Consider the following 22,926-nt stretch of genomic DNA (forward strand, 5'->3'; position numbering starts at 1 on the left):
AGATAATTAAGGTTAGTTAGATATTATGAGTGAAGTTGAGGAGCATGCCTGTGCAATCTATTGATCGAGCAATCAGTATTATAAAACTATTGTATTCAGAAAATGATAAGGAACATTGGGCTATTTCTGATATAGCTGATAGAACACATCTGCCAGTTAGTACAGTGCATAGAATATTAAATTCTTTAATGGAACATGGATTAGTTACACAGATTCCGGAAACGAAGCATTATACAATCGGACCGATGTGGATGGAAGTAGGTCTACGGCAATTAGAAAAAGTAGACTATCGATCTGTCGCAAGAGAAGTAATGAAACGCTTAGCATATAAAGTGGAAGAAAGCGTATACTTAAATATTCCAAATGGGACACATTCTATTATTATTGAGAGAATAGATAGTCCTTTAAAGATTCGTGTTATCGATAATTTAGGAGAACAAATTCCACTTTCCATCGGTGCTGCTAATAAAACGATACTTGCGAATATGAAAACAAATGAGGTAGAACATATTGTAGATCAGCTATTGCCTTCTATATCAGAGCAAAAACAACGGCTATTTGATCAGCTTACTGTGATAAGAAGAGAAGGATATGCGGTAAGTTATGGTGAGAAGACAGAAGGAACCGCATCAATTGCTGCACCCATTATAGGTTTTAATCATAAAGTGGTAGGAGCAATCAGTATTGGATTAATTAGTGAACGGATTAATGAGGAGCGATTGGCTTTTCTTGTTAATCAGGTTATAAATGCTGCGAATGAAATATCAATAAAAATCGGCGGAACAGGAAAGGAATAGGGGAATATTCTGTCGTTTTTTATTCATATATTGGAATTGATTTTCATAATACGGAAAACAGGAGGATATATATGGCAAAATGGCAGACAAAAGAAGAGTTAGTACAATTATTGAGTAATCTTGTTGAAATTCCTAGTATTACTGGATCAAAAGCTGAAACGGTATTACCAGACTTTGTTGTTGAACAACTATCTAGTCTATCGTACTTCAAGGAGAATCCTAGTCATTTAGAAAAACATCCAACAGGGGATGGACGCTATTTTATTACAGCTTTAGTAAAGAAAGAAAAACATTTGAAAAATACAATTGTTTTAGTGAGTCACTTTGATGTTGTAGATGTAGAGGACTATGGCATATGGAAAGAATATGCATTTCAACCTCAAAAACTCACATCTATGTTTTATTCACATAAAGATGAAGTGCCACATCCTGTTCAGCAAGATATAGAACAAGGTGATTGGCTATTTGGTAGAGGGATAATGGATATGAAGTGCGGTTTAACTTTGCATATGGCAATGGTTGAACAAGCTTGTGAAGGGAGTTTTGATGGGAATATTCTTTTATTAACTGTCCCAGATGAAGAGGTGAACTCTGTAGGAATGAGAACCGCTGTTCCAAAATTATTAGAGCTTGCAAAAGAACACGATCTTCAGTATAAAGCGGTCCTCAATTCTGAACCAATGTTTACATGTTATCCAGGAGATCAAAATAAATATATTTATACAGGATCTATTGGAAAAGTATTACCTGGTTTTCTTTGTTATGGAAAGGAAACGCATGTAGGAGAACCGTTTGCGGGATTAAATGCGAATTATATGGCTTCATTATTAACTGCGGAATTGGAATTAAATACGGAACTTTGCGATATTGTAGAAGGCGAAGCAAGTCCACCTCCGACAAATTTATTGCAAAGGGATTTAAAAGAAGAGTATTCGGTACAAATTCCTCATCGTGCAGTGACATTGTTTAATTTATTTTTATTAGAAAAAACGATGCCAGATGTTGTTTCGTTGCTATATAAAAAGGCAATGGGAGTAGCGGAGAAAATCGAGGAAACGTATGCGAAACAGGCATATCATTTTTCTAAATATAATCCGTTTATACCGCCCAGTCTAAAAGTGAATGTACTCACTTATGAGGAATTGGTTGCTTATGCCATTGAACAACATGGAAAAGAAGCAATTGATAAAATGCAAGCGATTGTTTTGGAAAATCGCGGGGGAAAAGATGACCGTGCAATTACGATTGAACTTGTGGATAGGTTAGCCATTTTATGTAAAGAAAAAGGGCCAATGATCATACTGTTCTTTGCGCCACCTTACTATCCGGCTGTAAGTTCTCGTAATAATCCATTCATTCAAAGCGCAGTAGCAGAACTAGAAAGTTATGGACATGACCAACATGGAGTTACATTTAAAACTCAAAATTATTTTGGCGGAATTTCTGACTTAAGTTATGTAGGATTACAATATCCAGTTGAAGCAATGACTTCACTTGTAGAAAATATGCCTTTATGGAATAAAGGGTATTCGATTCCACTACAAGAATTAGCAGAGTTTAATGTTCCTGTATTAAATGTTGGACCTGTAGGAAAAGATGCGCACCAGTGGACTGAGCGTTTAGATGTAGATTATGCGTTTGAAACATTATTGGATATGTTACCAGTATGTATTGATAGATTACTCGCTAGGAATCAAATGTCACAAGTATAGTTGAAAAGTAGAAAAAAGCTAGCAATTGTAACACAATTGCTAGCTTGTTCTCATTTTTTAATGTATCCAAGCCAAGAAAAGCGGTACAATGACTAAACTAGCTCCAGCGGTTAAGAGCATAGATAAACTTGCAATGGTACCTTCAACAGGACCGATTTCAAATGCTTTCGATGTTCCTGTGCCATTTGCGCTCGTTCCTAACATAATTCCTTTCGCAATCGCTGTTTTAATGCGGCATAATCTAATAAGAGAAGGGCCTAACAGAGCTCCTGTCAATGCCGTCAATACTACGAATACAGCTGTTAATTGGGACATGCCGCCAATCATTTCTGAAATAGCCATTGCAATCGGTGTTGTTACAATGTGTGGCGCTAAACTATGTTCTAGTGATGCATCAATCTTAAAAGCATTTGCTAACAATGCAGAAGTAATAACTGATAAAAAGGAACCTACAACTACATTAATTAAAATAGCACTTGCATGTTTCTTTAATAAATCAAAATATTTATAAATTGGCCATGCAAAAGCTACAGTTGCTGGTTTTAATAGTTCAGTTAACCAATGACTTCCAGAATTATATGTTTCATACGATGTATCGAATCCTAGTAATAAAGCAATTAAAATGATTGGACAAACGAGTAAAGGAGAAAGTAAACTCCAATTCCAACGTTGATACATTTTTTTAGAAATCCAATATGTGAATAGTGTCAATAGTAAACAAAAAAAGCCAATCATTGTACAGATCCTTTCCGCTTCAATAGCAATTCTGTCAAGATTCCTGTAACAAGAGTTACACAAAGAGTACTAATCATAATAATAAAAATGAGATCGATGCCATATTGTGATAATGTATCTTTGTAGCGGATAACAGCGACAGCAGAAGGAATAAAAAATAAAATGAGTTCTTTTAATAAAAAGTCTGCACCATCTTGAATCCACTCTTTTTTCACTAGGTTAAATTTTAACGAAATTAATAATAGGAAAATGCCGATAATACTTCCTGGGATTGGGAGGTGTACTTGCTTTGCAATCCATTCACCTGTCCAAGCAAAACAAAATAATAATAAAATTTGTCCGCTTAATTTCCACCATTTCATACAGTAACCCCCCTTTCATTTCTTTGCATAAAAATGATAAACAAGAATTCATAATTTCTACTATACGTTCTTTCAAAAAGTTTGTCTAATATATAAATTATATGTTATTAATTTATTATACATATTAATTGAAAAGGGTGTCCAAGATGGAATTACGGCATTTGCAATATTTTATTGTTGTGGCAGAAGAGCTACACTTTGGACGAGCAGCGGCTCGTTTACAAATGACACAGCCACCACTTAGTCAACAAATCCAACAGTTGGAGCAAGAAATGGGAGTTATGTTATTTGAAAGAACGAAGCGGAAAGTTGAGCTTACAGAAGCGGGAGAAATGTTTTTAAAAGAAGTAAAGAAAGCTTTTGATCAAATTGAAAAGGCGGTAGAAGTGGCGCAAAGCGCACAAAGAGGGGAAGTAGGATCTCTTTCGATTGGATTTGTGGGAGCTGCTATATACGATATTTTACCTTCAATTGTAAGAGAATATCGAAAGAAATTTCCAAGGGTATCGGTTGCGCTTCATGAATTATCTACACCGGAGCAAGTGCATGCACTTCATGAAAATCGAATTGATGTCGGCTTTTTACGTCCGCCGATTTCAACGCAATTATTAGAACTTGAACCGATTCAAAAACTACCTTGTACACTATGTTTACCAAAAGCACATCCACTTGCGGAGAAAGAAGAAATTCACATTGAAGATTTGAGAGATGAGTCATTTGTCTTTATCACAAGACCAGTATGGCCTGCACTCTATGACACTATATTGTCATTATGCCGCGGAGTTGGTTTTAGTCCGCGCATTGTTCAAGAGGCAACAGAATACCAAACAGTAATGGGATTAGTAGCAGCAGGAATTGGAATCACTGTTATTCCAGTTTCGGCTAATAAGCTATACAAAACAGAAGTTGTATATAAAGATATATATGATTCTAATTTTGTAGCTGAGATGTCAGTTGCTTACCGAAAAACGAATAGTAGTCCTGAACTATTAGAGTTTTTAAAAATTGCAAGAGATAAAAAACGAATTGAAGTTGAAAATGAGCTGCCCGCAAAAAACTGCTGATTAAAGTTTCACTTTATAAAAGGAAATGGAGCTGTTTCGTAAGTCGAATTTCTGACAACGAGACAGCTTTTTTCATATTTTGTGAATGAATTTCTAGTAAATCAGTCTAAAGGCGTTAAGTGCATACTTAACGCCTTTTCATTATGAGTTTGTCTAGTGCTTCTTCAGCTAGTAAAGCAAAATACTGTGCACTAATTGGTAATGCTTTTTCATCTAAAGTAAAGGAAGGGTGATGCCATTCATGTGTTCCGTTTGTCCCCATAAAGACGAATGAACCTGGAATTTCTTGTTGATAAAACGAGAAATCTTCTCCTGCCATAGAAGGCTTTGGTGAAATAACTTGCAGCCCCATTGTTTGAGCTACATGAGTAGATAGTTCAGTAAGGTATCCATCATTTTGAACGGCGGGGGGGCCAGGATACCAATGCAGTTCCACTTCAACTCCTAGTGCATCAGCAATACCTTTCACAATACGTTCCATTCGCTGTGGGATTTTTTGACGCGTATCAGCTTGAAACGTGCGAACAGTACCTTCTAACGTTGCTTTTTCAGGGATAACATTCCACGTATTTCCTGAGTGAATGTTTGTTACACTTACAACAGCATTATGAAAAGAACTAATATTTCGACTTACAATGGTTTGCAGTGCCATGACGATTTGAGAAGAAGCTACGATAGGATCTACTCCTGCATCAGGTACAGCAGCATGTGTTCCGACGCCTTTAATTGTAATTTGAAACCGATCTACTCCCGCCATAAGTGGACCTTCTTTAATACCAATTGTACCAACTGGTAAGTCGGGCTTATTGTGCATACCAAAAATAGCTTGTACGTTTTGTAAATGCCCCGCTTCGATTACTTTACATGCGCCGTTTCCACTTTCTTCGGCGGCTTGGAATATAAAGCGAACGGTTCCGCGTAATGAAGATTCTTTCTCTTTTAATAAGTAAGCAGCACCAAGGATCGATGCGGTGTGAAAATCGTGTCCGCACGCATGCATTTTATTAGAACTTTTTGATGCGTAAGGTAAGTCGGTTTCTTCTTGAATTGGGAGCGCATCGATATCGGCACGAAGCGCAATGGTTGGGCCGCCTCTATTACCAGAAACTTCTGCGATGACTCCAGTTTTTAAATTTGTGTCCTTTATTGTGATATTCGCTTCCTGTAACAAATTTTTAATGAATTTTGTTGTTTTAAACTCCTCATAAGATAGCTCTGGATATTGATGTAAGTGACGACGAATCAAGATTAATTTCTCTGTTAATTGATTTGTAATAGCGTTCATTTCGTTTGCCCTCTTCCTCACAATATGTAACTTTTGCATTTTGTTCCGTATAAACAAAAGATATACTACAAAATGTAGCATAAATATATATAATTCGAGAAAAGATTAGAACAGTAAAAAGGGATTTCTCATTTTGAGAACCCCCTTTTTACTAAATTATGCAGCAACTTTTTTATGTGTATGATGTTTGCGAGATTTTCCGCGTATTGTGTATGCGATTTGTGGGATTGCGATGCCAATTAAAATAAATGCCACACCAAACCATTGAGAAGCAAGTACCGCCTCTTTTAAAACGAACACGGACATAATGGTTGTAACGGGAAGCTCAGCTGCTCCAAGAATTGTTGCTAACCCAGATCCAATTTTGGGAATGCCAATTGTAAAGGCAATAGATGGAATGACAATACTAAACGTTCCTAGACCTAATCCATATTTCCAAAGGCCTTGTGAAATCGCACCGTTAAAAAGGAATGTTGGTGGGAATACAATCATGACTAAAGTTAATGCACCGGCCATTAATAGAACACCGCGTGGTAATGATGGTACTTCAACCGCCACTTTCCCACTGACAAAGATGTATGTTGCGAATGCAACCGCAGATAATAATCCTAATAAAATTCCTGTTATGTCAAAATCGCCTATGGATTTTTCGACTAATCCGCTCGATAAGAATGTACCCGTTAACAAAAAGATAACCGAAATAACTTTTTCTCTTGATGGCAATGTTTTTGTTGCGATTGCCTCAATAATAATGCCAACCCAAACGAATTGGAATAAAAGGATAATAGCGATGGATGCCGGTACGGTCTGTAATGAAGCGTAATAAAAAATCCCTGTAAAGCTAGCTGAAGTACCAGCGATAAATAAAATGAACATTTGTTTTAACGGGACATGATGTCTCGCAAATAAAAGTGTAATACTCAGTAAAATAAGCCAACCGAATAAATATTGACTACCGACTACTTCCCCAAGTGAAAAGCCTTCCGCGTACGCGAATTTAACAAAGATTGCTAAAACCCCATAGCTACATGCTCCTAATAAAACTAAAAGTGAATAGCGAAGCATAAACAACTCCTCCCATCTATATGAAATTGTTCCTAAACGGACATATATAACTAGATGGAAGTATACAAAATTAAAAATGAAGGGTCAAATGAAAGAAAAGTTCGACATTTTATGGAATAATAATAAAAATATGATATTTATGCATAATCTTTAAATTTATAATAATAAAAGTATTGTAAAATAAGTGTAGAAGTGCATAGAACTATCATTTAAAAAATTTTTTTATAAGAAATAGGTGTATGCATGCGAATGGTTTGTGAAACGTAGAAAGCTTTGTTATGTTATGGGTAACGAGCATCTTAATAATAGAAGGAAAATGAAAACGTTTTATAGAAAAGTGATTGTGCGTAACAATAATCATGTTTTTCATATTCGCATGCTGGAAAGTTTGAATTCATCAATTATCCATAGTATTTTTGTTTGTTTTTGCTACAATATTGAAGAAGAGAGGAGTGAAACGATGCAAGATATTAATATTTTCTTAGCGTTTGGTGCGGGATTTTTATCATTTATTTCCCCTTGTTGCTTACCGCTGTACCCAGCGTTTTTATCTTACATAACAGGAATGTCTGTTTCTGAGCTAAAAGAAGAAAATGCGATGCTTCGTAAAAGAAGTATGCTTCATACAGCATTTTTCTTGCTTGGATTTTCGATTGTATTTATTGCAATTGGTTTTAGTACAAGTTTTCTTGGATCCTTTTTCAAGGACTATAAAGATTTAATTAGACAACTAGGAGCACTTTTTATTATTGTGTTTGGTCTAATCATTGTAGGAGTATTTCAACCAAAGTTTTTAATGCAAGACCGCAAATTTACATTTAAAAGCCGGCCGAGCGGCTATATCGGCTCTATTTTAATTGGGTTAGCGTTTGCTGCTGGGTGGACTCCGTGTACAGGTCCTATTTTAGTAGCGATGATTGGGCTTGCTACGACAAATCCAGAGTCCGCAATGTTATATATGATTGCATACATACTTGGGTTTGCTATTCCATTTTTTGTCCTGTCATTCTTTATTACAAAAATGTCTTGGATAAAGCGCCATAGTGGAACGTTTGTAAAAGTCGGCGGTTACATTATGATTGTCATGGGGGTTGTTTTATACTTTAATTGGATGACAAAAATCATTGTGTATTTCTCAAGTTTATTTGGCGGTTTCACAGGCTTTTAGTATGATTCCGTGAAATTGTTGGAAATACTAATAGAAAAGCATATAATGAAACTATAATTTTTTATATTGCCAAAAAAAAGGATGAGAACGTATGAACATAGTTGTTTTATCAAGTATTGTTGCGGTATGTATGGCCGTTGGCGCGATGTTTATTCGTCTAAAAGCAGCGAAGAAACCGGCAACATTAAAAAAAATTATTCTTCCACCGTTTTTTATGAGTACGGGGGCACTCATGTATATTTTCCCGGAATTTCGGCTAACACCAGCGGAAATGTTAGAAGCAATTGGTGTTGGATTGTTTTTCTCCATTTTTCTAATTAAAACTTCCAAGTTTGAAGTACGAGGGCAAGACATTTACTTAAAACGTTCAAAAGCATTCGTATTTATTTTAATCGGTTTGCTTGTTGTACGGATTGTTTTTAAAACATATTTAAGTCAATCGCTTGATTTAGGTCAACTGAGTGGCATGTTCTTCTTACTTGCTTTCGCAATGATTGTATCATGGAGAATTGCAATGTATCGCTCCTTTACGAAGTTACAAAAGGAAATGGAAAAAGAAGATGGATTTTATAATGAAAAAGATATGAAATTAACGTAAAAAACCTCAGGGGGAACTTGAGGTTTTTTTATTTTGCTAAAAGAGATTGATAAGAAGAATAATCAATTTCTTTTTCTTGTAATTTTTTAATTAAAAATTTATGATCTCTCTTTGGTGTCGCAATAATATACCCTTTAATAATTAAATCTTCAGTTATTTTTGATGTCTTTGCTTCTAATGCTAACTCTCCAATTTTTCCGGCAATTTTAGAACGTGCAACATCTCGGAAAAGTTCAGGAACTGGGCTGATAAGTTCTTCTAATAGTTGTTTTTGTTCTTCATCCCATAAATGTCTCGTTTGTTCAATGTAATATGCTTCCCAATCTAAAATAGACATGCCATCTTCTTTCGGGAGTCTTTTTAAGAATTTTCGGAACATAAAATATCCACCGATAGACATGAGCCCTAATAAAATAACAGTCCAAGCAATAATAAACCAACTAAACCATCCTTCCAGCAAGTGTATACCTCCTTTACGATAGCTTTTACTAGTATTATAAGCAGTGAGTTTATTAGAAAGCAAGAACGCTTGGTTGATTTTGACCAAGCGTTCTGAATTAAACAAAGTATAGTTGTTCAATGCGTAATATATGATGATCGTCTTCTAAATATTCAATGATCAGTGTGCCTACTTTACGATCTTTATCCTCAGTTGTGAAAATAGAGTAAGAAGTAAAACGTTCTGTTGATAAGCCGCTAATATGTGTAGGGAGGGAAATGTAGTCATTGTCGCGGAAAAACTCCATTAGTTCAACCTCTTCAAACTGTTTGCGATCTACCGGTTGATTTGTGTAGCGACGTTGTAATTGTTTTAAAGATTCATTCCAAGAAATTACTTTTGTATCATATACCATTTGTTCTATCTCCTTACTATATGTAATCATTAAGAACGTATGTTCTAACTTAGTATATCCCGTTTCAAATAAAAGGGAAAGCAAAAAATAATGTAAGCTTGGCTTTCCAAGCTTACATAAAAGGCGTCCATAATCGTCTCTAGCTTTATTATAAGCGAGATAGAAATAGGAAACAAGGCTCGAAGTATTTTGTTGATAATTTATGATTATTAGTTAAAGAGACTGTAGCATATGCAAGGTTTTTCTATGTATGATGACGAATTTTCTAGAAAATTTGTTTAAAATATTGTATAAACTATTGACGATGAAACTATTTTTGTATATTCTTAAATTAAGAAATATTCAAATAATTATTAAGAAATGAGAGAGTCACATGCTTCTTCAAGGAACACATCGAATTGGTCGTATGGCGATGTTGCTTGCACTTGCAGATGAGAGTGAAAGCTCAGTATTATCGATTCCAAAAGGATGGAAATATTGTACTGGAAAAGTTGGATCTATGAACTCGCAAAAAGTTGTTGCAGCAATGGAAACAGCGGCTAAAAGCAACCAAGTGATTGAAACGGATGTTTATAGGGAAACTCATGCACTTTATCATGCAATTATGGAAGCATTGTACGGGGTAACGAGAGGTCAAATTCAGTTAGCAGACGTTCTTCGTACAGTAGGTCTTCGATTTGCAATCGTACGCGGTACACCATACGATGGAAAAAAAGAAGGCGAATGGGTGGCTGTTGCGCTTTACGGAACGATAGGTGCGCCTGTAAAAGGATCTGAGCATGAGGCGATTGGTTTAGGAATTAATCACATATGATTTGCCCATAGTTTATTAGTGAAAAGGGGGCCTTGCTTTTTAGGACAGAAGTCTGTCTTGAAAAGGTAAGGTCTCCTTTTGCTTTTTTAGGAGGGAAATAAGAATGGTTACGTTAACAGGACATTCATTGACAGTTGAAGAAATGAAGCGATTGCTATTTGAGAGGGAAGGGGTAACAGCTTGCCCTGATAGCATGCAGAAAGTAGCGGAGTGCCGTGAAGCTGTTGAAAAAATTGTAGAAGATGGAAAAGTTGTATATGGTATTACAACTGGATTTGGTAAGTTTAGCGATGTGCTTATTCAAAAAGAGGATGTGAAAGAACTTCAACATAATTTAATTCAATCGCATGCTTGTGGTGTGGGTGATCCATTTCCAGAAGAAGTATCGCGAGGTATGTTAATTTTACGTGCTAATACGATGTTAAAAGGAGTATCTGGTGTTCGTCCACTTGTTGTGAACATGTTATTAGAACTTGTAAATCGAAACATTCATCCCGTTATCCCGCAGCAAGGTTCATTAGGTGCAAGTGGCGATTTAGCACCATTATCGCATCTTGCTCTTGTTTTATTAGGAGAAGGGGAAGTGTTTTATAAAGGAAAGCGCGTTCATGCAATGATAGCTCTTACTGAAGAAGGTCTGGAACCAATTGAATTAGAGGCGAAAGAAGGTCTTGCATTAATTAATGGTACACAAGCAATGACAGCCCAAGGAATTCTTTCTTATATCGAAGCGGAAACACTTGCTTATCAGTCAGAACTAATTGCATCTATGACACTTGAAGGCTTGCGCGGCATTATTGATGCGTTTGATGAAAATGTTCATAAAGCGCGAGGGTATAAAGAACAGATAGAAGTAGCACAGCGTATTCGTAACATTCTTCAAGATAGTAAGCTTGTAACAAAACAGGGGGAACTGCGGGTACAAGATGCCTATTCATTACGCTGTATCCCTCAAGTTCATGGTGCTTCTTGGCAAGTATTACATTATGTAAAAGAAAAATTAGAGATTGAAATGAACGCAGCAACCGATAATCCCCTTATTTTTGATGGAGGGGAAAAAGTGATTTCTGGCGGGAATTTCCATGGGCAACCAATTGCCTTTGCAATGGATTTTTTAAAGGTAGGGATGGCCGAAATTGCGAATATTTCAGAGCGCCGCATTGAGCGTCTTGTGAACCCGCAGTTAAATGATTTACCACCATTTTTAAGCCCTAAGCCAGGTCTTCAGTCTGGTGCAATGATTATGCAATATGCAGCTGCTTCACTTGTATCAGAAAATAAAACATTGGCGCACCCAGCAAGTGTTGACTCTATTCCGTCATCAGCAAACCAAGAAGATCACGTAAGTATGGGAACAATCGCTTCACGTCATGCGCATCAAATTATTCAAAACGTAAGACGTGTACTTGCGATTGAAATGATTTGTGCAATGCAAGCAGCGGAGTATCGTGGTATAGAAGAGATGAGCTCTGCAACGAAAATATTTTATCATCAAGGTCGACAGCAAGTACCTTCTATTACAAATGATCGCATATTTTCAACAGACATTGAAAATATTGCACATTGGTTGAAAACAAGTCCATTCACATTGGAACGTTTAAATGTAAATGCAACATTATAAAAAGGAAAAGGGAGAGATTGAATATGGAAAACGTAAAACAAACAATTCGTGCACCAAGAGGAACAGAGTTGCAAACAAAGGGCTGGATTCAAGAAGCTGCACTTCGTATGCTTATGAATAACTTAGACCCAGAAGTAGCAGAAAAGCCAGAAGAGTTAGTTGTTTATGGTGGCATTGGTCGTGCCGCTCGCAACTGGGAGAGCTATCAGGCGATTGTTGATTCGTTAAAAACATTAGAAAGTGATGAAACGTTACTTGTTCAATCAGGAAAGCCGGTTGCTATTTTTAAATCACATGAAGATGCACCACGTGTTCTTTTAGCTAACTCCAATTTAGTGCCGAAGTGGGCGAATTGGGAGCATTTTCGTGAGTTAGAACAAAAAGGGCTTATGATGTACGGACAAATGACAGCAGGTAGCTGGATTTATATCGGTACACAAGGAATTTTACAAGGAACATACGAAACATTTGGAGAAGCAGCGCGTCAACATTTTGGTGGTTCATTAAAAGGGACATTAACGCTTACGGCTGGTTTAGGCGGTATGGGGGGAGCGCAACCTCTTGCTGTTACGATGAATGGCGGTGTGGTTATTGCAATCGATGTAGATAAACGCAGCATCGAGCGCCGCATTGAAAAAAGATATTGCGATATGTATACAGAATCGTTAGAAGAAGCATTAGCTGTTGCGACAGAATATAAAGAAAAGAAAGAACCTATTTCAATCGGACTATTAGGAAATGCTGCGGAAATTTTGCCGGAGTTAGTAAGCCGCGGTATTACGCCAGATTTAGTAACGGATCAAACATCTGCACATGACCCGTTAAATGGATATGTTCCAGCAGGATATTCGTTAGAAGAAGCTACCAAACTTCGTGCAGAAGATCCAGACCGTTACGTACAATTATCAAAAGAAAGCATGAAAAAACATGTAGAAGCAATGCTTGCGATGCAAGAAAAAGGTGCCATTGCGTTTGATTATGGTAATAATATTCGTCAAGTTGCATTCGATGAAGGATTGGAACATGCATTTGATTTTCCAGGATTCGTTCCAGCGTTTATCCGTCCGTTATTCTGTGAAGGAAAAGGTCCATTCCGTTGGGTCGCACTTTCTGGTGATCCAGAAGATATTTATAAGACAGATGAAGTGATTTTACGCGAGTTTGCTCATAACGAGCATTTATGTAATTGGATTCGTATGGCACGTCAGCAAGTTGAATTTCAAGGATTACCATCTCGTATTTGTTGGCTGGGTTATGGGGAACGTGCAAAATTTGGACGCATTATCAATGAAATGGTTGCAAGCGGGGAATTATCAGCACCAATCGTGATTGGTCGTGACCATCTAGACTGTGGATCTGTAGCATCGCCAAACCGTGAAACAGAAGGAATGAAAGATGGTAGTGATGCGGTGGCAGACTGGCCAATTTTGAATGCATTAATCAATAGTGTGAACGGTGCAAGCTGGGTATCTGTTCATCACGGCGGTGGAGTTGGTATGGGATACTCGCTTCACGCTGGAATGGTTATTGTTGCAGACGGAACAGAAGCAGCAGCAAAACGAATTGAACGCGTCTTAACTTCCGATCCTGGAATGGGTGTTGTTCGCCACGTAGATGCAGGATATGACTTAGCAGTTCAAACAGCGAAGGAAAAAGGCGTTAACATTCCAATGATGAAATAAGGAGGAACACAACATGCTGGACATTTTACTAACGAATATCGGTCAATTATTAACAATGGATCAAGAAGATGGCGTATTAAGACAGGAAGCAATGAAGACGCTTCCTGTTATCGAAAGTGGTGCAGTTGGGATAAAAGACGGTGTGATTATGTTCGTTGGCACAGCGGAAGAAGCAAAAGGGTTACAAGCACGAGAAATCATTGATTGCGAAGGGAAAGTTGTTTCTCCAGGCTTAGTTGATCCTCATACACACCTTGTATTTGGTGGATCTCGTGAAAATGAAATTGCTCTTAAATTGCAAGGAGTACCGTATTTAGAGATTTTAGAGCAAGGTGGCGGCATTCTTTCAACTGTAAATGCAACGAAGAAAGCATCAAAAGAAGAACTGGTAAAGAAGGCGAATTTTCATTTAGACCGCATGTTATCATTTGGCGTGACAACGGTGGAAGCGAAGAGTGGCTACGGTTTGGATGATGAAACAGAATGGAAGCAATTGGAAGTAGTAGCGCAGCTTCAAAAAGAACATCCTATTGATTTAGTTTCGACATTTTTAGGAGCACATGCAGTTCCGAAAGAGTATAAAGGCAAGTCAAAAGAGTTTTTACAATGGATGTTAGATTTATTACCAGCAATAAAAGAAAAAGAATTGGCTGAATTCGTTGATATTTTCTGTGAAACAGGTGTATTCTCTGTTGAAGAGTCGAAAGAATTTTTATTAGAAGCGAAAGAACTTGGGTTTGATGTGAAAATCCATGCAGATGAAATTGATCCGCTTGGTGGTGCAGAAGCGGCGGCAGAGATTGGGGCTGCATCAGCTGATCATTTAGTAGGAGCATCCGATAAAGGAATTGAAATGCTTGCAAATTCTAATACAGTCGCTACGCTCCTTCCAGGAACGACTTTCTATTTAAATAAAGAAAGCTTTGCACGCGGGCGTAAAATGATTGACGAAGGTGTAGCTGTTGCATTAGCGACAGATTTTAATCCAGGTAGCTGTCCAACTGAAAACATTCAGCTAGTTATGAGCATTGCGATGCTGAAACTGAAAATGACACCGGAAGAAGTTTGGAATGCTGTAACAGTCAATTCAGCGTATGCAATTAATCGCGGTGATGTCGCAGGTAAAATTCGCGTTGGGCGTAAGGCAGACTTAGTTTTGTGGGACGCACATCATTATGCGTATGTACCGTATCATTACGGTGTAAGTCATGTAAATACAGTATGGAAGAATGGAAATCTTGCATATACAAGAGGTGACAAAGCGTGGAGCAAAGCCACTATTTAAAGAAAAATGCAAAGTTTATCGATCGTGAAGTAACAAAATGGAGTGATATGATAAAAGGATGGGAGGGGGAAGAAATATTTGGCGCGGCATTAATCGGTGCGCCTCTTTCGAAGCCGTCTATTAGTCATTCTGGCGCATGCTTTGCACCAAAAACGATTCGTACAATGTTAGATGCATATAGCACATACGCGATTACCGAAGAACATGATATGAAAGAAAGTGTCTTATATGACTGCGGTGATATTATGATGCATGTAACAAATATAAAAGAAAGTCATGTTCGTATTGCGAAGACGCTTCAGCATTTGACAAAAGTAAATCCGCAAATGGTACCAATCGTTCTTGGCGGTGATCATTCTATCAGTTTTCCGAGTATAAGTGGTTTTGCAAGTAGTAAAGGGAAAGTTGGCATTATTCAATTTGATGCGCATCATGATTTACGTAATTTAGAAGATGGGGGACCATCGAATGGAACGCCATTTCGTAGTTTGCTAGAGCATGATGTGATTGTAGGAAATCAACTCGTACAAATTGGGATTCGTAATTTTTCCAATGCTCGTACGTACCATGAGTATGCAAAAGAGAATGATATAACGATATATACAATGAAACATGTGCGTGAACGATCCATAAAAGATATAATTACAGAGAGTATCGAAATTTTGCGTAGACAAGGAGTTACAGCTATTTATGTTTCTGTCGATATGGATGTATTAGATCAAGCATTTGCACCAGGTTGTCCAGCAATTGGACCGGGCGGAATGGATAGTATGACATTGCTTGATGCAATCACATACCTTGGTCAAGAACCGCTTGTTCAAGGTATGGATATTGTAGAGATTGATCCAACGTTAGATTTTCGCGATATGACGAGCCGGATAGCTGCTCAAGTCATTATGAACTTTTTACTAGCAAGGGAAACGATCAGTAAGCAAGTTAGCTTATAAGTTTCCAATTTGGAAAAGTGAAGCGGAATATAATATGAAAAAGCATCCTGCTATATGTGTACGAATAAGGGTAAAAAGAGAACGCTTTACGTGTTCTTTTTTACCCTTATTTTAAGATTCAGAGAGAAACGAAGAAGAGAACGGTCGTCTGTAAAAATGTGATTGGTTTAGCGTAATAATTTGTTAAGATTAAGGAATTTTTCACGAATGGAAGTTTCACTTGAAACATGTCCCAAACAGCTGGTTTTTATTTTCTGAATATTTTTACTTTATTTTCTTTGAAAAGCCGGGTAATCCACTGGGATAAAAGCGTTTATCGGTTTTTTGGTAACAACGGAAAAAGTCATTTTCACTTGAAGGAATGAAAAATCTTTGTTAAGGTAGGAAACCATAAGCGAAAACAAAATAGAAAAAGTCATTTTTCGAAATGTTAAGTGGCTTATGGAAACGAAAAAGGAGAGATTTGGTGAAGGTTGAAATTATAATTTCGCTTGCTATTTATATGGCAGGTATGTTGTATATCGGATATTGGTCTTATAAAAAGACGTCCGATTTATCAGATTACATGTTGGGGGGACGAGGACTTGGTCCAGCAGTTACGGCCTTATCGGCTGGTGCCTCTGATATGAGTGGTTGGATGCTAATGGGATTGCCTGGTGCAATGTATGCAACAGGATTGTCCAGTATGTGGATCGCTATTGGTCTCTTGCTTGGTGCATATGCGAACTATTTATTATTAGCACCGCGCTTACGTACGTATACGGAAGTAGCAAATGATTCTATTACTATACCAGACTTTTTAGAAAATCGATTTCAAGATCGTACAAAAATACTTCGTTTTGTCTCCGCCATTGTTATTTTAGTCTTTTTTACATTTTATGCGTCAGCTGGTTTAGTTTCAGGTGGCCGTCTATTTGAAAGTTCATTTAACTTAGATTATAAAATTGGTTTATTTGTAACAGTCGGTGTTGTTGTCGCATATACACTATTTGGTGGATTTTTAGCAGTTAGTTGGACGGACTTTGTTCAAGGGTGCATTATGTTTATAGCTCTTGTTTTAGTTCCAATTGTTGCTTTTACAGATATTGGTGGGGTAGCAGAAACGTTCAATGGGATCAAGGCTGTTGACCCGGCTCGTCTAGATTTATTTAAAGGAACTACGATACTAGGGATTATTTCATTTTTAGCTTGGGGACTTGGATATTTTGGTCAACCTCATATTATTGTCCGCTTTATGGCAATTACCTCTATTCAAGATTTAAAAACTTCGCGAAGAATTGGTATCGGGTGGATGAGTATTTCTATACTCGGTGCGATGCTTACAGGACTCGTTGGTATTGCTTACTATTCTCAAAGTGATAGTACATTAGCAGACCCAGAGATGGTCTTTGTAGCATTCTCGAATATTTTATTCCACCCGTATATTACAGGCTTCTTGCTCTCAGCTATTTTAGCTTCTATTATGAGTAGTATTTCCTCACAATTACTTGTTATCTCTAGTGCGGTAACGGAAGATTTCTATAAAACATTTTTCCGTCGTAACGCATCAGATAAAGAACTTGTATGTATCGGAAGGCTTGCTGTTTTAGTCGTCGCAATGATTGCTGTTGTTTTAGCGTATCATCCAAGTGATACGATTTTAACCCTTGTTGGTTATGCATGGGCAGGATTTGGTTCAGCGTTTGGACCAGCTATTTTGCTTAGTCTTTATTGGAAACGAACGACAAAATGGGGCGTGCTCGCGGGTATGATTGTTGGTGCTGTTACAGTCATTGCATGGGTACAGATTCCGTTTTTAAAGGAAATGCTATATGAAATGGTACCAGGCTTTACTTTCAGTTTATTAGCTGTTATTATTGTTAGTATTTTAACAAAAGAACCTTCAAAAGCTGTACATCGAGAGTTTCATGAGATGGAAACAGTTTTGGGACAAGCGACAGAGTAGAGGTTGTAGTAGTTTGAAAGAAATAGATTCAGAGAAAAAGGTAAATGTTTTTTCATTTACCTTTTTTGATGGCAATTTTATTTTGTAGATGTCGAAGTAGGTAAATATATTTCAACAGTCGTTCCATTATTGACTTCACTTAAAATTTGTAATTTCCCTTGGTGCTCTTCGATTATTTTGTAGCATATCATCAACCCAAGGCCAGTTCCTTTTTCTTTTAAACTATAGAAAGGTTCTCCGAGGCGAGAAATACGATTTTCTGGAATGCCGCATCCTTCATCGATTATTCGAATACAAATGAATTCACTATCCAATGCTTCAGTTTGAATGAAAATATTTCCTCCATCTGGCATTGCTTCAATTGCGTTTTTTAAAATATTAATGAAAACTTGTTTTAATTGATTACCGTCACATTGAATTTCAGGTATGACTGCAGTATGATCCATAATAATATGGACACTATGCATGATTGCGGTAGGTAAAATAAATGTAACAACTTCTTCAATTAATGTTTGGATTTGATGGAAATCAATTGATAACACCTGTGGTTTAGACATGGCCATAAATTGACTTGTAATAGATTCCATTTGTGAAATTTCACTTAACATTACATCAATATACCATTTGTTTTGTTCGGAAATTTCCGGTTTTAATAAAGTTAAAAATCCTTTCAATGACGTAAGCGGATTTCTAATTTCATGAGCAATTCCGGCTGTCAGTTGTCCGACTACCGCTAATTTTTCAGACTTTCTTAATAACTTTTTAGTCTCCTTTAACTCCGTTACATCTCTTCCCATAACAATGATTCCTTTTCTAGAACCGTCTGAATGAAAAAGAGGAACTTTAGAAAGATTTAGAATCAGATTAGAAGTACCTTTATGTATAATAAATTCCTCACCGTGAATAATTTCTCGCTTTTGCCAAGCGATTTCATCAATTTCTTCACAGTGTAGAAAAGCTTCTCGATATGCCTCATTATATTGGATCAGTTCACTATCTTTTTTTCCATGATAAGGAACATCATGGAAGTCAAAACAAGAAAGTGCATAATCATTTGCTTCTATCCAGCGCCCTTCATGATCTTTAAAAATAACAAAAGCAGGCATTGCATTCATTAACGTTCGCAGACGTTTTTCGCTCTCTTTTAGTATTTGTGCAATTCTCTCAGATTTTTCAAGTGGTTTGATAATCGCATATACGCCAGTCAGTTGCTTGTGAATAAAAATTGGGACTAATTTTGTGATAACATCTATTTTAGAACCGTTCTTATGATAAATAGAAATTCTATATTCTGTTTGATAATCGGACGTCGTGTTTTTAATATACCGCAATACGTGATCGGAAATATGTTTTTCAACAATAGCGGTAATCACTGTTTGCTCTAATTCATGTGAGGCATATCCTAATATTTTTTCCGCAGATGGGTTAATATGTAATATAGTTCCTTGCAAATCTAAAGAGATAATACCATCGGGATTATGCTGAAAAAGGGATGCGTACCCTTCTGTCAAGGAATGTTGTTTTATAGTATTGCGAAAACGTCGTGGTTTAATGGATTGACGCTTTTTATAAATAGGTGACAACTTTTTACGAATCATAGCTTTTCCTCCGTACAACAATCATGTAAGACAGATTCAATAAGTTATAATATATCATATATGAAAAATAATATGTATTTCTATATAAAACAAAGTTACAGAAGTGTGTTTTGTGTTTTATTCGGAATTAAGTGAAAATAACGATAAGTAAATGCTATTGAGTGGTATAACAATGAAATAAGTTCATTTCTTAGCGCAGTGCAGTACAATAAGCATGTAAAGGGGGAAGGGAATGGTGACATATATTCAAGGGATTGACCACGTACAAGTAGCTGCACCTATAGGGTGTGAAAGGGAAGCGAGACAATTTTATGGAGAGGTGCTGGGGTTAGAAGAGATACCGAAACCGAAGGAATTAAAAAAGCGTGGCGGGTGTTGGTTTCGGTGCGGGGATCAAGAGATTCATATCGGAGTTGAAGAAGCGTTTTTGCCAGCAAAAAAAGCACATCCAGCTTTTTTCGTTCAACGAATTGATGAATTGAAAGAAAGGTTAATCGAACAAGGAATTCAAGTTATTGATGATGATGCTCGTCCAGATGTAATTCGCTTTTATCTTTTTGATCCATTTGGCAATAGAATTGAGTGCATGGGGAATAGAATAAAAAGCTAGGTGTTGCACCTAGCTTTTTAAGCTTTTCTAAACAATCCTAGCACTTCTACTGTTTCCGTAATATTCACAAATGCTTTAGGATCGATTTCGGAGATAGCTAGTTTCATACTAGCGAGTTCTTCTTTTGAAACGACTGTCATCAATACACGTTTTTTCTCGCTAGAATAGGCACCTTCACCATCAAGAAGTGTAATGCCACGTACAACAGTGGAAAGAAGCTTTTGCTTCATTTCTTCAGCTTGATTTGTTACAATCATAAGTGTAACTTTACGATGTTTTGTATAAGTCGCATCAATTACTTTACCCGTTACATAGATGGAAAGTAAGCTTGTTAATGCTACATCCCAGTCAAAGAAAAATCCCGCAATGATGATAACAATTCCGTTTAAGAAAATGAGAAACCCACCAAGATTAATATCTTTTTTACGAGATAGTAACATTCCGATAATATCGAAGCCACCAGTTGAGCCTTGACAATTAAAAACTAGACCGGCACCTGCTCCAGCAATCACGCCTCCAAATATGGAAGAGAGAAGAGGATCTTTTGCGACAATTTGCACTGGAACATAATATAAAGAAACAGATAATACAATTACAGAAACAATTGTATTAAAAATAACTTTTTTTCCAAGGCCTATGTATCCTAAAATAAGAATGGGCACGTTTAAGACAAAATTAATAATACCTGTATTTACAGGTGTTACAATTCCTAAGATAATAGCAATTCCACCAATTCCACTACTTAAAATTTTGTGTGGGATAAGGAAAAGATTAAAGGCAATTGCAATAATAATAGACCCGATAATAACTCCAAGAAATCTGACCATCTTTTTCCCGTCCTTCACTAAAAAATCATATTATTTCAAAATTATATACGAAAGAGGAAGTTTTAAGGAAAAACAGTTTATTTTGGTAAATTAGATTAATTTGAAAAAACAAATTATTTAATAGTAAAGGAGGGGCGGTTTTGAGAATCAAAACGTGGCAGAAGAAAAGCCCTTTAAAAAGAGAATGTGAAGATACCTTTTTTTGTAATGAGGATGTAAAGATGTATGGCGTATGTGATGGGGCAACACCACTTGTTGCATTTCAAGATGAAAACGGACATAATGGGGCGTATTTAGCATCAAATTTATTTGCCAATCGTTTTAAAGCACAAAAAGAGATCATATCGCTAGAAAAGGAAATAATAGAAGCGAATGAGGCGTTGCAAAAAGAAATGGAGCGATATAAGGTTGATACATTAAAAAAAGATCATCTTTGGTGTACATGTATTGCTGCAGTACGAATAGGAGAAACAAGCGTTCAATATGCACAGCTCGGCGATTGTATGATTGCTGTTACATTTCATGATGAAACAGTGAAAGTACTAACGAAGGATACAGTAAAAGGAATTAGTGCACGTGCAAAAAGAAAGCGCGAAGACGATCGGAAGAAAGGCTTACCAGTACCGGATGAGCATGTGTTCCAAAATATTCAAGAGCAGCTAAAATATAATCGTTATTTAGCAAACATGCCAAATGGTTATTCCGTAGCCAATGGAATGCCAGAAGCGATGCAATGGATTCAAAAGGGAGAGATATCGGTAGAACAAATAAAGGAAATTTTTATTTGCTCAGATGGGATATTTCATCCGAATTGGTCATTTGAGCAAACGGTGCAATATATAAGAGCGAATGGTATACAAACATATATATCTATAATAGAAGAATTAGAGAAACAAGATCGAGTACGTCCCGATGATAAAACGATAGTGAGCATTGATCTGTCTGGCATGTAGAAAAATATAGAACGCATTCTTTATCGTTTAGAAAGGGATGAGAAGAGTTAAAATGAATGTGAAGAAAACGCGGTTAACATTTCGTGATGAATTACAGTCACTAAAAAATGTCAACAGTTTGATTATCCACCATACTGCTGAAGATGGATGGGACATATATAAAACGCATGAATTTCATCAAAAAGAAAGAGGGTGGAGCGGTATTGGATATAACTATTTTATTGAAGAAGATGGAACAGTATTGGAAGGGCGAGGGTTGCATGTAGGAGCACATGCAAAAGGACATAATAGTGAAACGATTGGCATATGTATGTCGGGAAATTTTGATAAATATGACCCAACACCTGCGCAAATACAATCGTTATATGCATTATGCCGAACATTTATGAAGCAGTTTGCATTAAGCGAAAAACACATACTTGGTCATCGTGAATTAGAAGGTGTGACAAAATCTTGTCCGGGAACAAGGTTTTCTATGGTACAGTTAAGAAAAGGGTTATCGCAAAAATAGAGGAGCGATTTATAGATGATGAATGTAAAAATATCAAATGAGAGAAAAGGTCAACTTGTAGCAAACATTCAGCGATTTTTTGAAGAACAAGATTTAGAAGAAATTGGGCGCTTTCAAGCGGAACGTTTAATCGAGGAGATGGTCAAATTAATAGGACCATATGCGTATAATCAAGGGATTGAAGACGCAAGAAAGTTAATTGTCGATAAATTAACAAATATAGAAGAAGACTTATATGCATTAGAAAAGCAAGAAGGGAAATGACAAGAACTTTTTTCAGATCTTGTCATTTCCTTTCTTTGTCTCGCTTAAGACTCTCGCCTCAATATTTAGAAAGAAACAAGGAAGAGAAGGGAGAGGGAAAAGGTACATATTTGTTTTAAGTAAATCAAAATTGATTGAAAGACAACCCAAGAAGCTCTATTTAATGGTATATAAATTTTTTAAAAAGTTTAACTATTTCCATAGTTTTTCTTCAACTAAAACATCTAAT

At 36.7% G+C, this 22,926-nt stretch carries 23 protein-coding genes; 15 read left to right on the forward strand and 8 right to left on the reverse strand.

Annotated features, from left to right (window positions below):
- Nucleotides 1-44 precede the first annotated feature (44 nt).
- Together MR056_RS11770 and MR056_RS11775 are read left to right on the forward strand one after the other, a co-directional pair.
- A complete protein-coding gene (locus MR056_RS11770) occupies nucleotides 45-797 on the forward strand; it encodes an IclR family transcriptional regulator (RefSeq protein WP_087098945.1) in 753 nt (250 codons plus the stop codon).
- 71 nt (nucleotides 798-868) lie between these two features.
- The gene (locus MR056_RS11775) at nucleotides 869-2,509 is read left to right on the forward strand and encodes a M20/M25/M40 family metallo-hydrolase (protein WP_048723383.1); all 1,641 of its coding nucleotides are present in this window, start codon (nucleotides 869-871) and stop codon (nucleotides 2,507-2,509) included.
- Between the two features lie 57 nt (nucleotides 2,510-2,566).
- On the opposite strand, the gene MR056_RS11780 is transcribed toward MR056_RS11775, so the two are convergent.
- Together MR056_RS11780 and MR056_RS11785 are read right to left on the reverse strand one after the other, a co-directional pair.
- The gene (locus MR056_RS11780; protein ID WP_012094764.1) at nucleotides 2,567-3,244 is read right to left on the reverse strand and encodes an LrgB family protein; all 678 of its coding nucleotides are present in this window, start codon (nucleotides 3,242-3,244) and stop codon (nucleotides 2,567-2,569) included.
- Entirely contained in the window at nucleotides 3,241-3,606 is a 366-nt protein-coding gene (locus MR056_RS11785) for a CidA/LrgA family holin-like protein (RefSeq protein WP_012094763.1), read from the reverse strand. The genes MR056_RS11780 and MR056_RS11785 overlap by 4 nt, the downstream gene beginning before the upstream one ends.
- 146 nt (nucleotides 3,607-3,752) lie before the next feature.
- Between MR056_RS11785 and alsR the strand changes: the two genes are divergently transcribed.
- On the forward strand, nucleotides 3,753-4,670 hold the full coding sequence (gene alsR, locus MR056_RS11790) for an acetoin biosynthesis transcriptional regulator AlsR (RefSeq protein WP_048723385.1): 918 nt from the start codon (nucleotides 3,753-3,755) through the stop codon (nucleotides 4,668-4,670).
- A 127-nt stretch (nucleotides 4,671-4,797) separates the two neighbouring features.
- On the opposite strand, the gene MR056_RS11795 is transcribed toward alsR, so the two are convergent.
- Together MR056_RS11795 and MR056_RS11800 are read right to left on the reverse strand one after the other, a co-directional pair.
- Nucleotides 4,798-5,955: a M20 peptidase aminoacylase family protein gene (locus tag MR056_RS11795; protein ID WP_087098943.1), complete on the reverse strand. Its 1,158-nt coding sequence runs from the start codon at nucleotides 5,953-5,955 to the stop codon at nucleotides 4,798-4,800.
- A 156-nt stretch (nucleotides 5,956-6,111) separates the two neighbouring features.
- A complete protein-coding gene (locus MR056_RS11800; protein ID WP_012094760.1) occupies nucleotides 6,112-7,020 on the reverse strand; it encodes an EamA family transporter in 909 nt (302 codons plus the stop codon).
- 460 nt (nucleotides 7,021-7,480) lie between these two features.
- Between MR056_RS11800 and MR056_RS11805 the strand changes: the two genes are divergently transcribed.
- Nucleotides 7,481-8,188 (forward strand): cytochrome c biogenesis CcdA family protein, encoded by a 708-nt coding sequence (locus MR056_RS11805; RefSeq protein WP_048723396.1) that lies wholly within the window; start codon nucleotides 7,481-7,483, stop codon nucleotides 8,186-8,188.
- 91 nt (nucleotides 8,189-8,279) lie between these two features.
- A complete protein-coding gene (locus MR056_RS11810) occupies nucleotides 8,280-8,786 on the forward strand; it encodes a CcdC family protein (RefSeq protein WP_012094758.1) in 507 nt (168 codons plus the stop codon).
- A gap of 28 nt (nucleotides 8,787-8,814) precedes the next feature.
- Here the strand turns inward: MR056_RS11810 and MR056_RS11815 are convergent, their stop codons facing one another.
- Both MR056_RS11815 and MR056_RS11820 read right to left on the reverse strand, forming a co-directional pair.
- Complete coding sequence (locus tag MR056_RS11815; protein ID WP_012094757.1) at nucleotides 8,815-9,246, reverse strand: DUF2621 domain-containing protein; 432 nt, start codon at nucleotides 9,244-9,246, stop codon at nucleotides 8,815-8,817.
- Between the two features lie 97 nt (nucleotides 9,247-9,343).
- Nucleotides 9,344-9,640, reverse strand: coding sequence for a hypothetical protein (locus MR056_RS11820; RefSeq protein ID WP_041809870.1), 297 nt, complete (start codon nucleotides 9,638-9,640; stop codon nucleotides 9,344-9,346).
- Between the two features lie 373 nt (nucleotides 9,641-10,013).
- Between MR056_RS11820 and hutP the strand changes: the two genes are divergently transcribed.
- From hutP to putP, 6 genes are all read left to right on the forward strand, one after another.
- Nucleotides 10,014-10,454 carry a hut operon transcriptional regulator HutP gene (gene hutP, locus MR056_RS11825; protein WP_012094755.1) on the forward strand — a complete coding sequence of 147 codons (441 nt, stop codon included), beginning with the start codon at nucleotides 10,014-10,016 and terminating at the stop codon, nucleotides 10,452-10,454.
- A gap of 103 nt (nucleotides 10,455-10,557) precedes the next feature.
- Complete coding sequence (hutH, locus tag MR056_RS11830; protein WP_012094754.1) at nucleotides 10,558-12,075, forward strand: histidine ammonia-lyase; 1,518 nt, start codon at nucleotides 10,558-10,560, stop codon at nucleotides 12,073-12,075.
- Nucleotides 12,076-12,098: 23 nt separating this feature from the next.
- Entirely contained in the window at nucleotides 12,099-13,757 is a 1,659-nt protein-coding gene (hutU, locus tag MR056_RS11835; protein WP_012094753.1) for a urocanate hydratase, read from the forward strand.
- Nucleotides 13,758-13,770: 13 nt separating this feature from the next.
- A complete protein-coding gene (gene hutI / locus MR056_RS11840) occupies nucleotides 13,771-15,042 on the forward strand; it encodes an imidazolonepropionase (protein ID WP_012094752.1) in 1,272 nt (423 codons plus the stop codon).
- The gene (gene hutG / locus MR056_RS11845) at nucleotides 15,021-15,989 is read left to right on the forward strand and encodes a formimidoylglutamase (RefSeq protein WP_012094751.1); all 969 of its coding nucleotides are present in this window, start codon (nucleotides 15,021-15,023) and stop codon (nucleotides 15,987-15,989) included. Before hutI ends, hutG begins: the two co-directional genes overlap by 22 nt.
- 466 nt (nucleotides 15,990-16,455) lie before the next feature.
- On the forward strand, nucleotides 16,456-17,934 hold the full coding sequence (putP, locus tag MR056_RS11850) for a sodium/proline symporter PutP (RefSeq protein WP_012094750.1): 1,479 nt from the start codon (nucleotides 16,456-16,458) through the stop codon (nucleotides 17,932-17,934).
- 77 nt (nucleotides 17,935-18,011) lie between these two features.
- Here putP and MR056_RS11855 read toward each other — a convergent pair whose 3' ends face one another.
- Nucleotides 18,012-19,532: a BA3702 family sensor histidine kinase gene (locus MR056_RS11855; RefSeq protein ID WP_012094749.1), complete on the reverse strand. Its 1,521-nt coding sequence runs from the start codon at nucleotides 19,530-19,532 to the stop codon at nucleotides 18,012-18,014.
- 232 nt (nucleotides 19,533-19,764) lie between these two features.
- Here MR056_RS11855 and MR056_RS11860 point away from each other — a divergent pair, with 232 nt between their 5' ends.
- Complete coding sequence (locus MR056_RS11860) at nucleotides 19,765-20,142, forward strand: VOC family protein (RefSeq protein WP_012094748.1); 378 nt, start codon at nucleotides 19,765-19,767, stop codon at nucleotides 20,140-20,142.
- A 17-nt stretch (nucleotides 20,143-20,159) separates the two neighbouring features.
- Here the strand turns inward: MR056_RS11860 and MR056_RS11865 are convergent, their stop codons facing one another.
- Nucleotides 20,160-20,969 carry a YitT family protein gene (locus tag MR056_RS11865; protein WP_012094747.1) on the reverse strand — a complete coding sequence of 270 codons (810 nt, stop codon included), beginning with the start codon at nucleotides 20,967-20,969 and terminating at the stop codon, nucleotides 20,160-20,162.
- Nucleotides 20,970-21,109: 140 nt separating this feature from the next.
- On the opposite strand from MR056_RS11865, the gene MR056_RS11870 reads away from it, so the two are divergent.
- From MR056_RS11870 to MR056_RS11880, 3 genes are read left to right on the forward strand one after another with little or no spacing between them, the layout of a single operon-like run.
- The gene (locus MR056_RS11870; RefSeq protein WP_012094746.1) at nucleotides 21,110-21,922 is read left to right on the forward strand and encodes a protein phosphatase 2C domain-containing protein; all 813 of its coding nucleotides are present in this window, start codon (nucleotides 21,110-21,112) and stop codon (nucleotides 21,920-21,922) included.
- A gap of 52 nt (nucleotides 21,923-21,974) precedes the next feature.
- The gene (locus MR056_RS11875) at nucleotides 21,975-22,433 is read left to right on the forward strand and encodes a peptidoglycan recognition protein family protein (RefSeq protein ID WP_041809868.1); all 459 of its coding nucleotides are present in this window, start codon (nucleotides 21,975-21,977) and stop codon (nucleotides 22,431-22,433) included.
- A 15-nt stretch (nucleotides 22,434-22,448) separates the two neighbouring features.
- Complete coding sequence (locus MR056_RS11880) at nucleotides 22,449-22,697, forward strand: DUF2164 domain-containing protein (RefSeq protein ID WP_012094744.1); 249 nt, start codon at nucleotides 22,449-22,451, stop codon at nucleotides 22,695-22,697.
- Nucleotides 22,698-22,926 lie beyond the last annotated feature (229 nt).

It is taken from the genome of Bacillus cereus group sp. BfR-BA-01360, from assembly GCF_022663595.1.
Taxonomy (GTDB): domain Bacteria; phylum Bacillota; class Bacilli; order Bacillales; family Bacillaceae_G; genus Bacillus_A; species Bacillus_A cytotoxicus.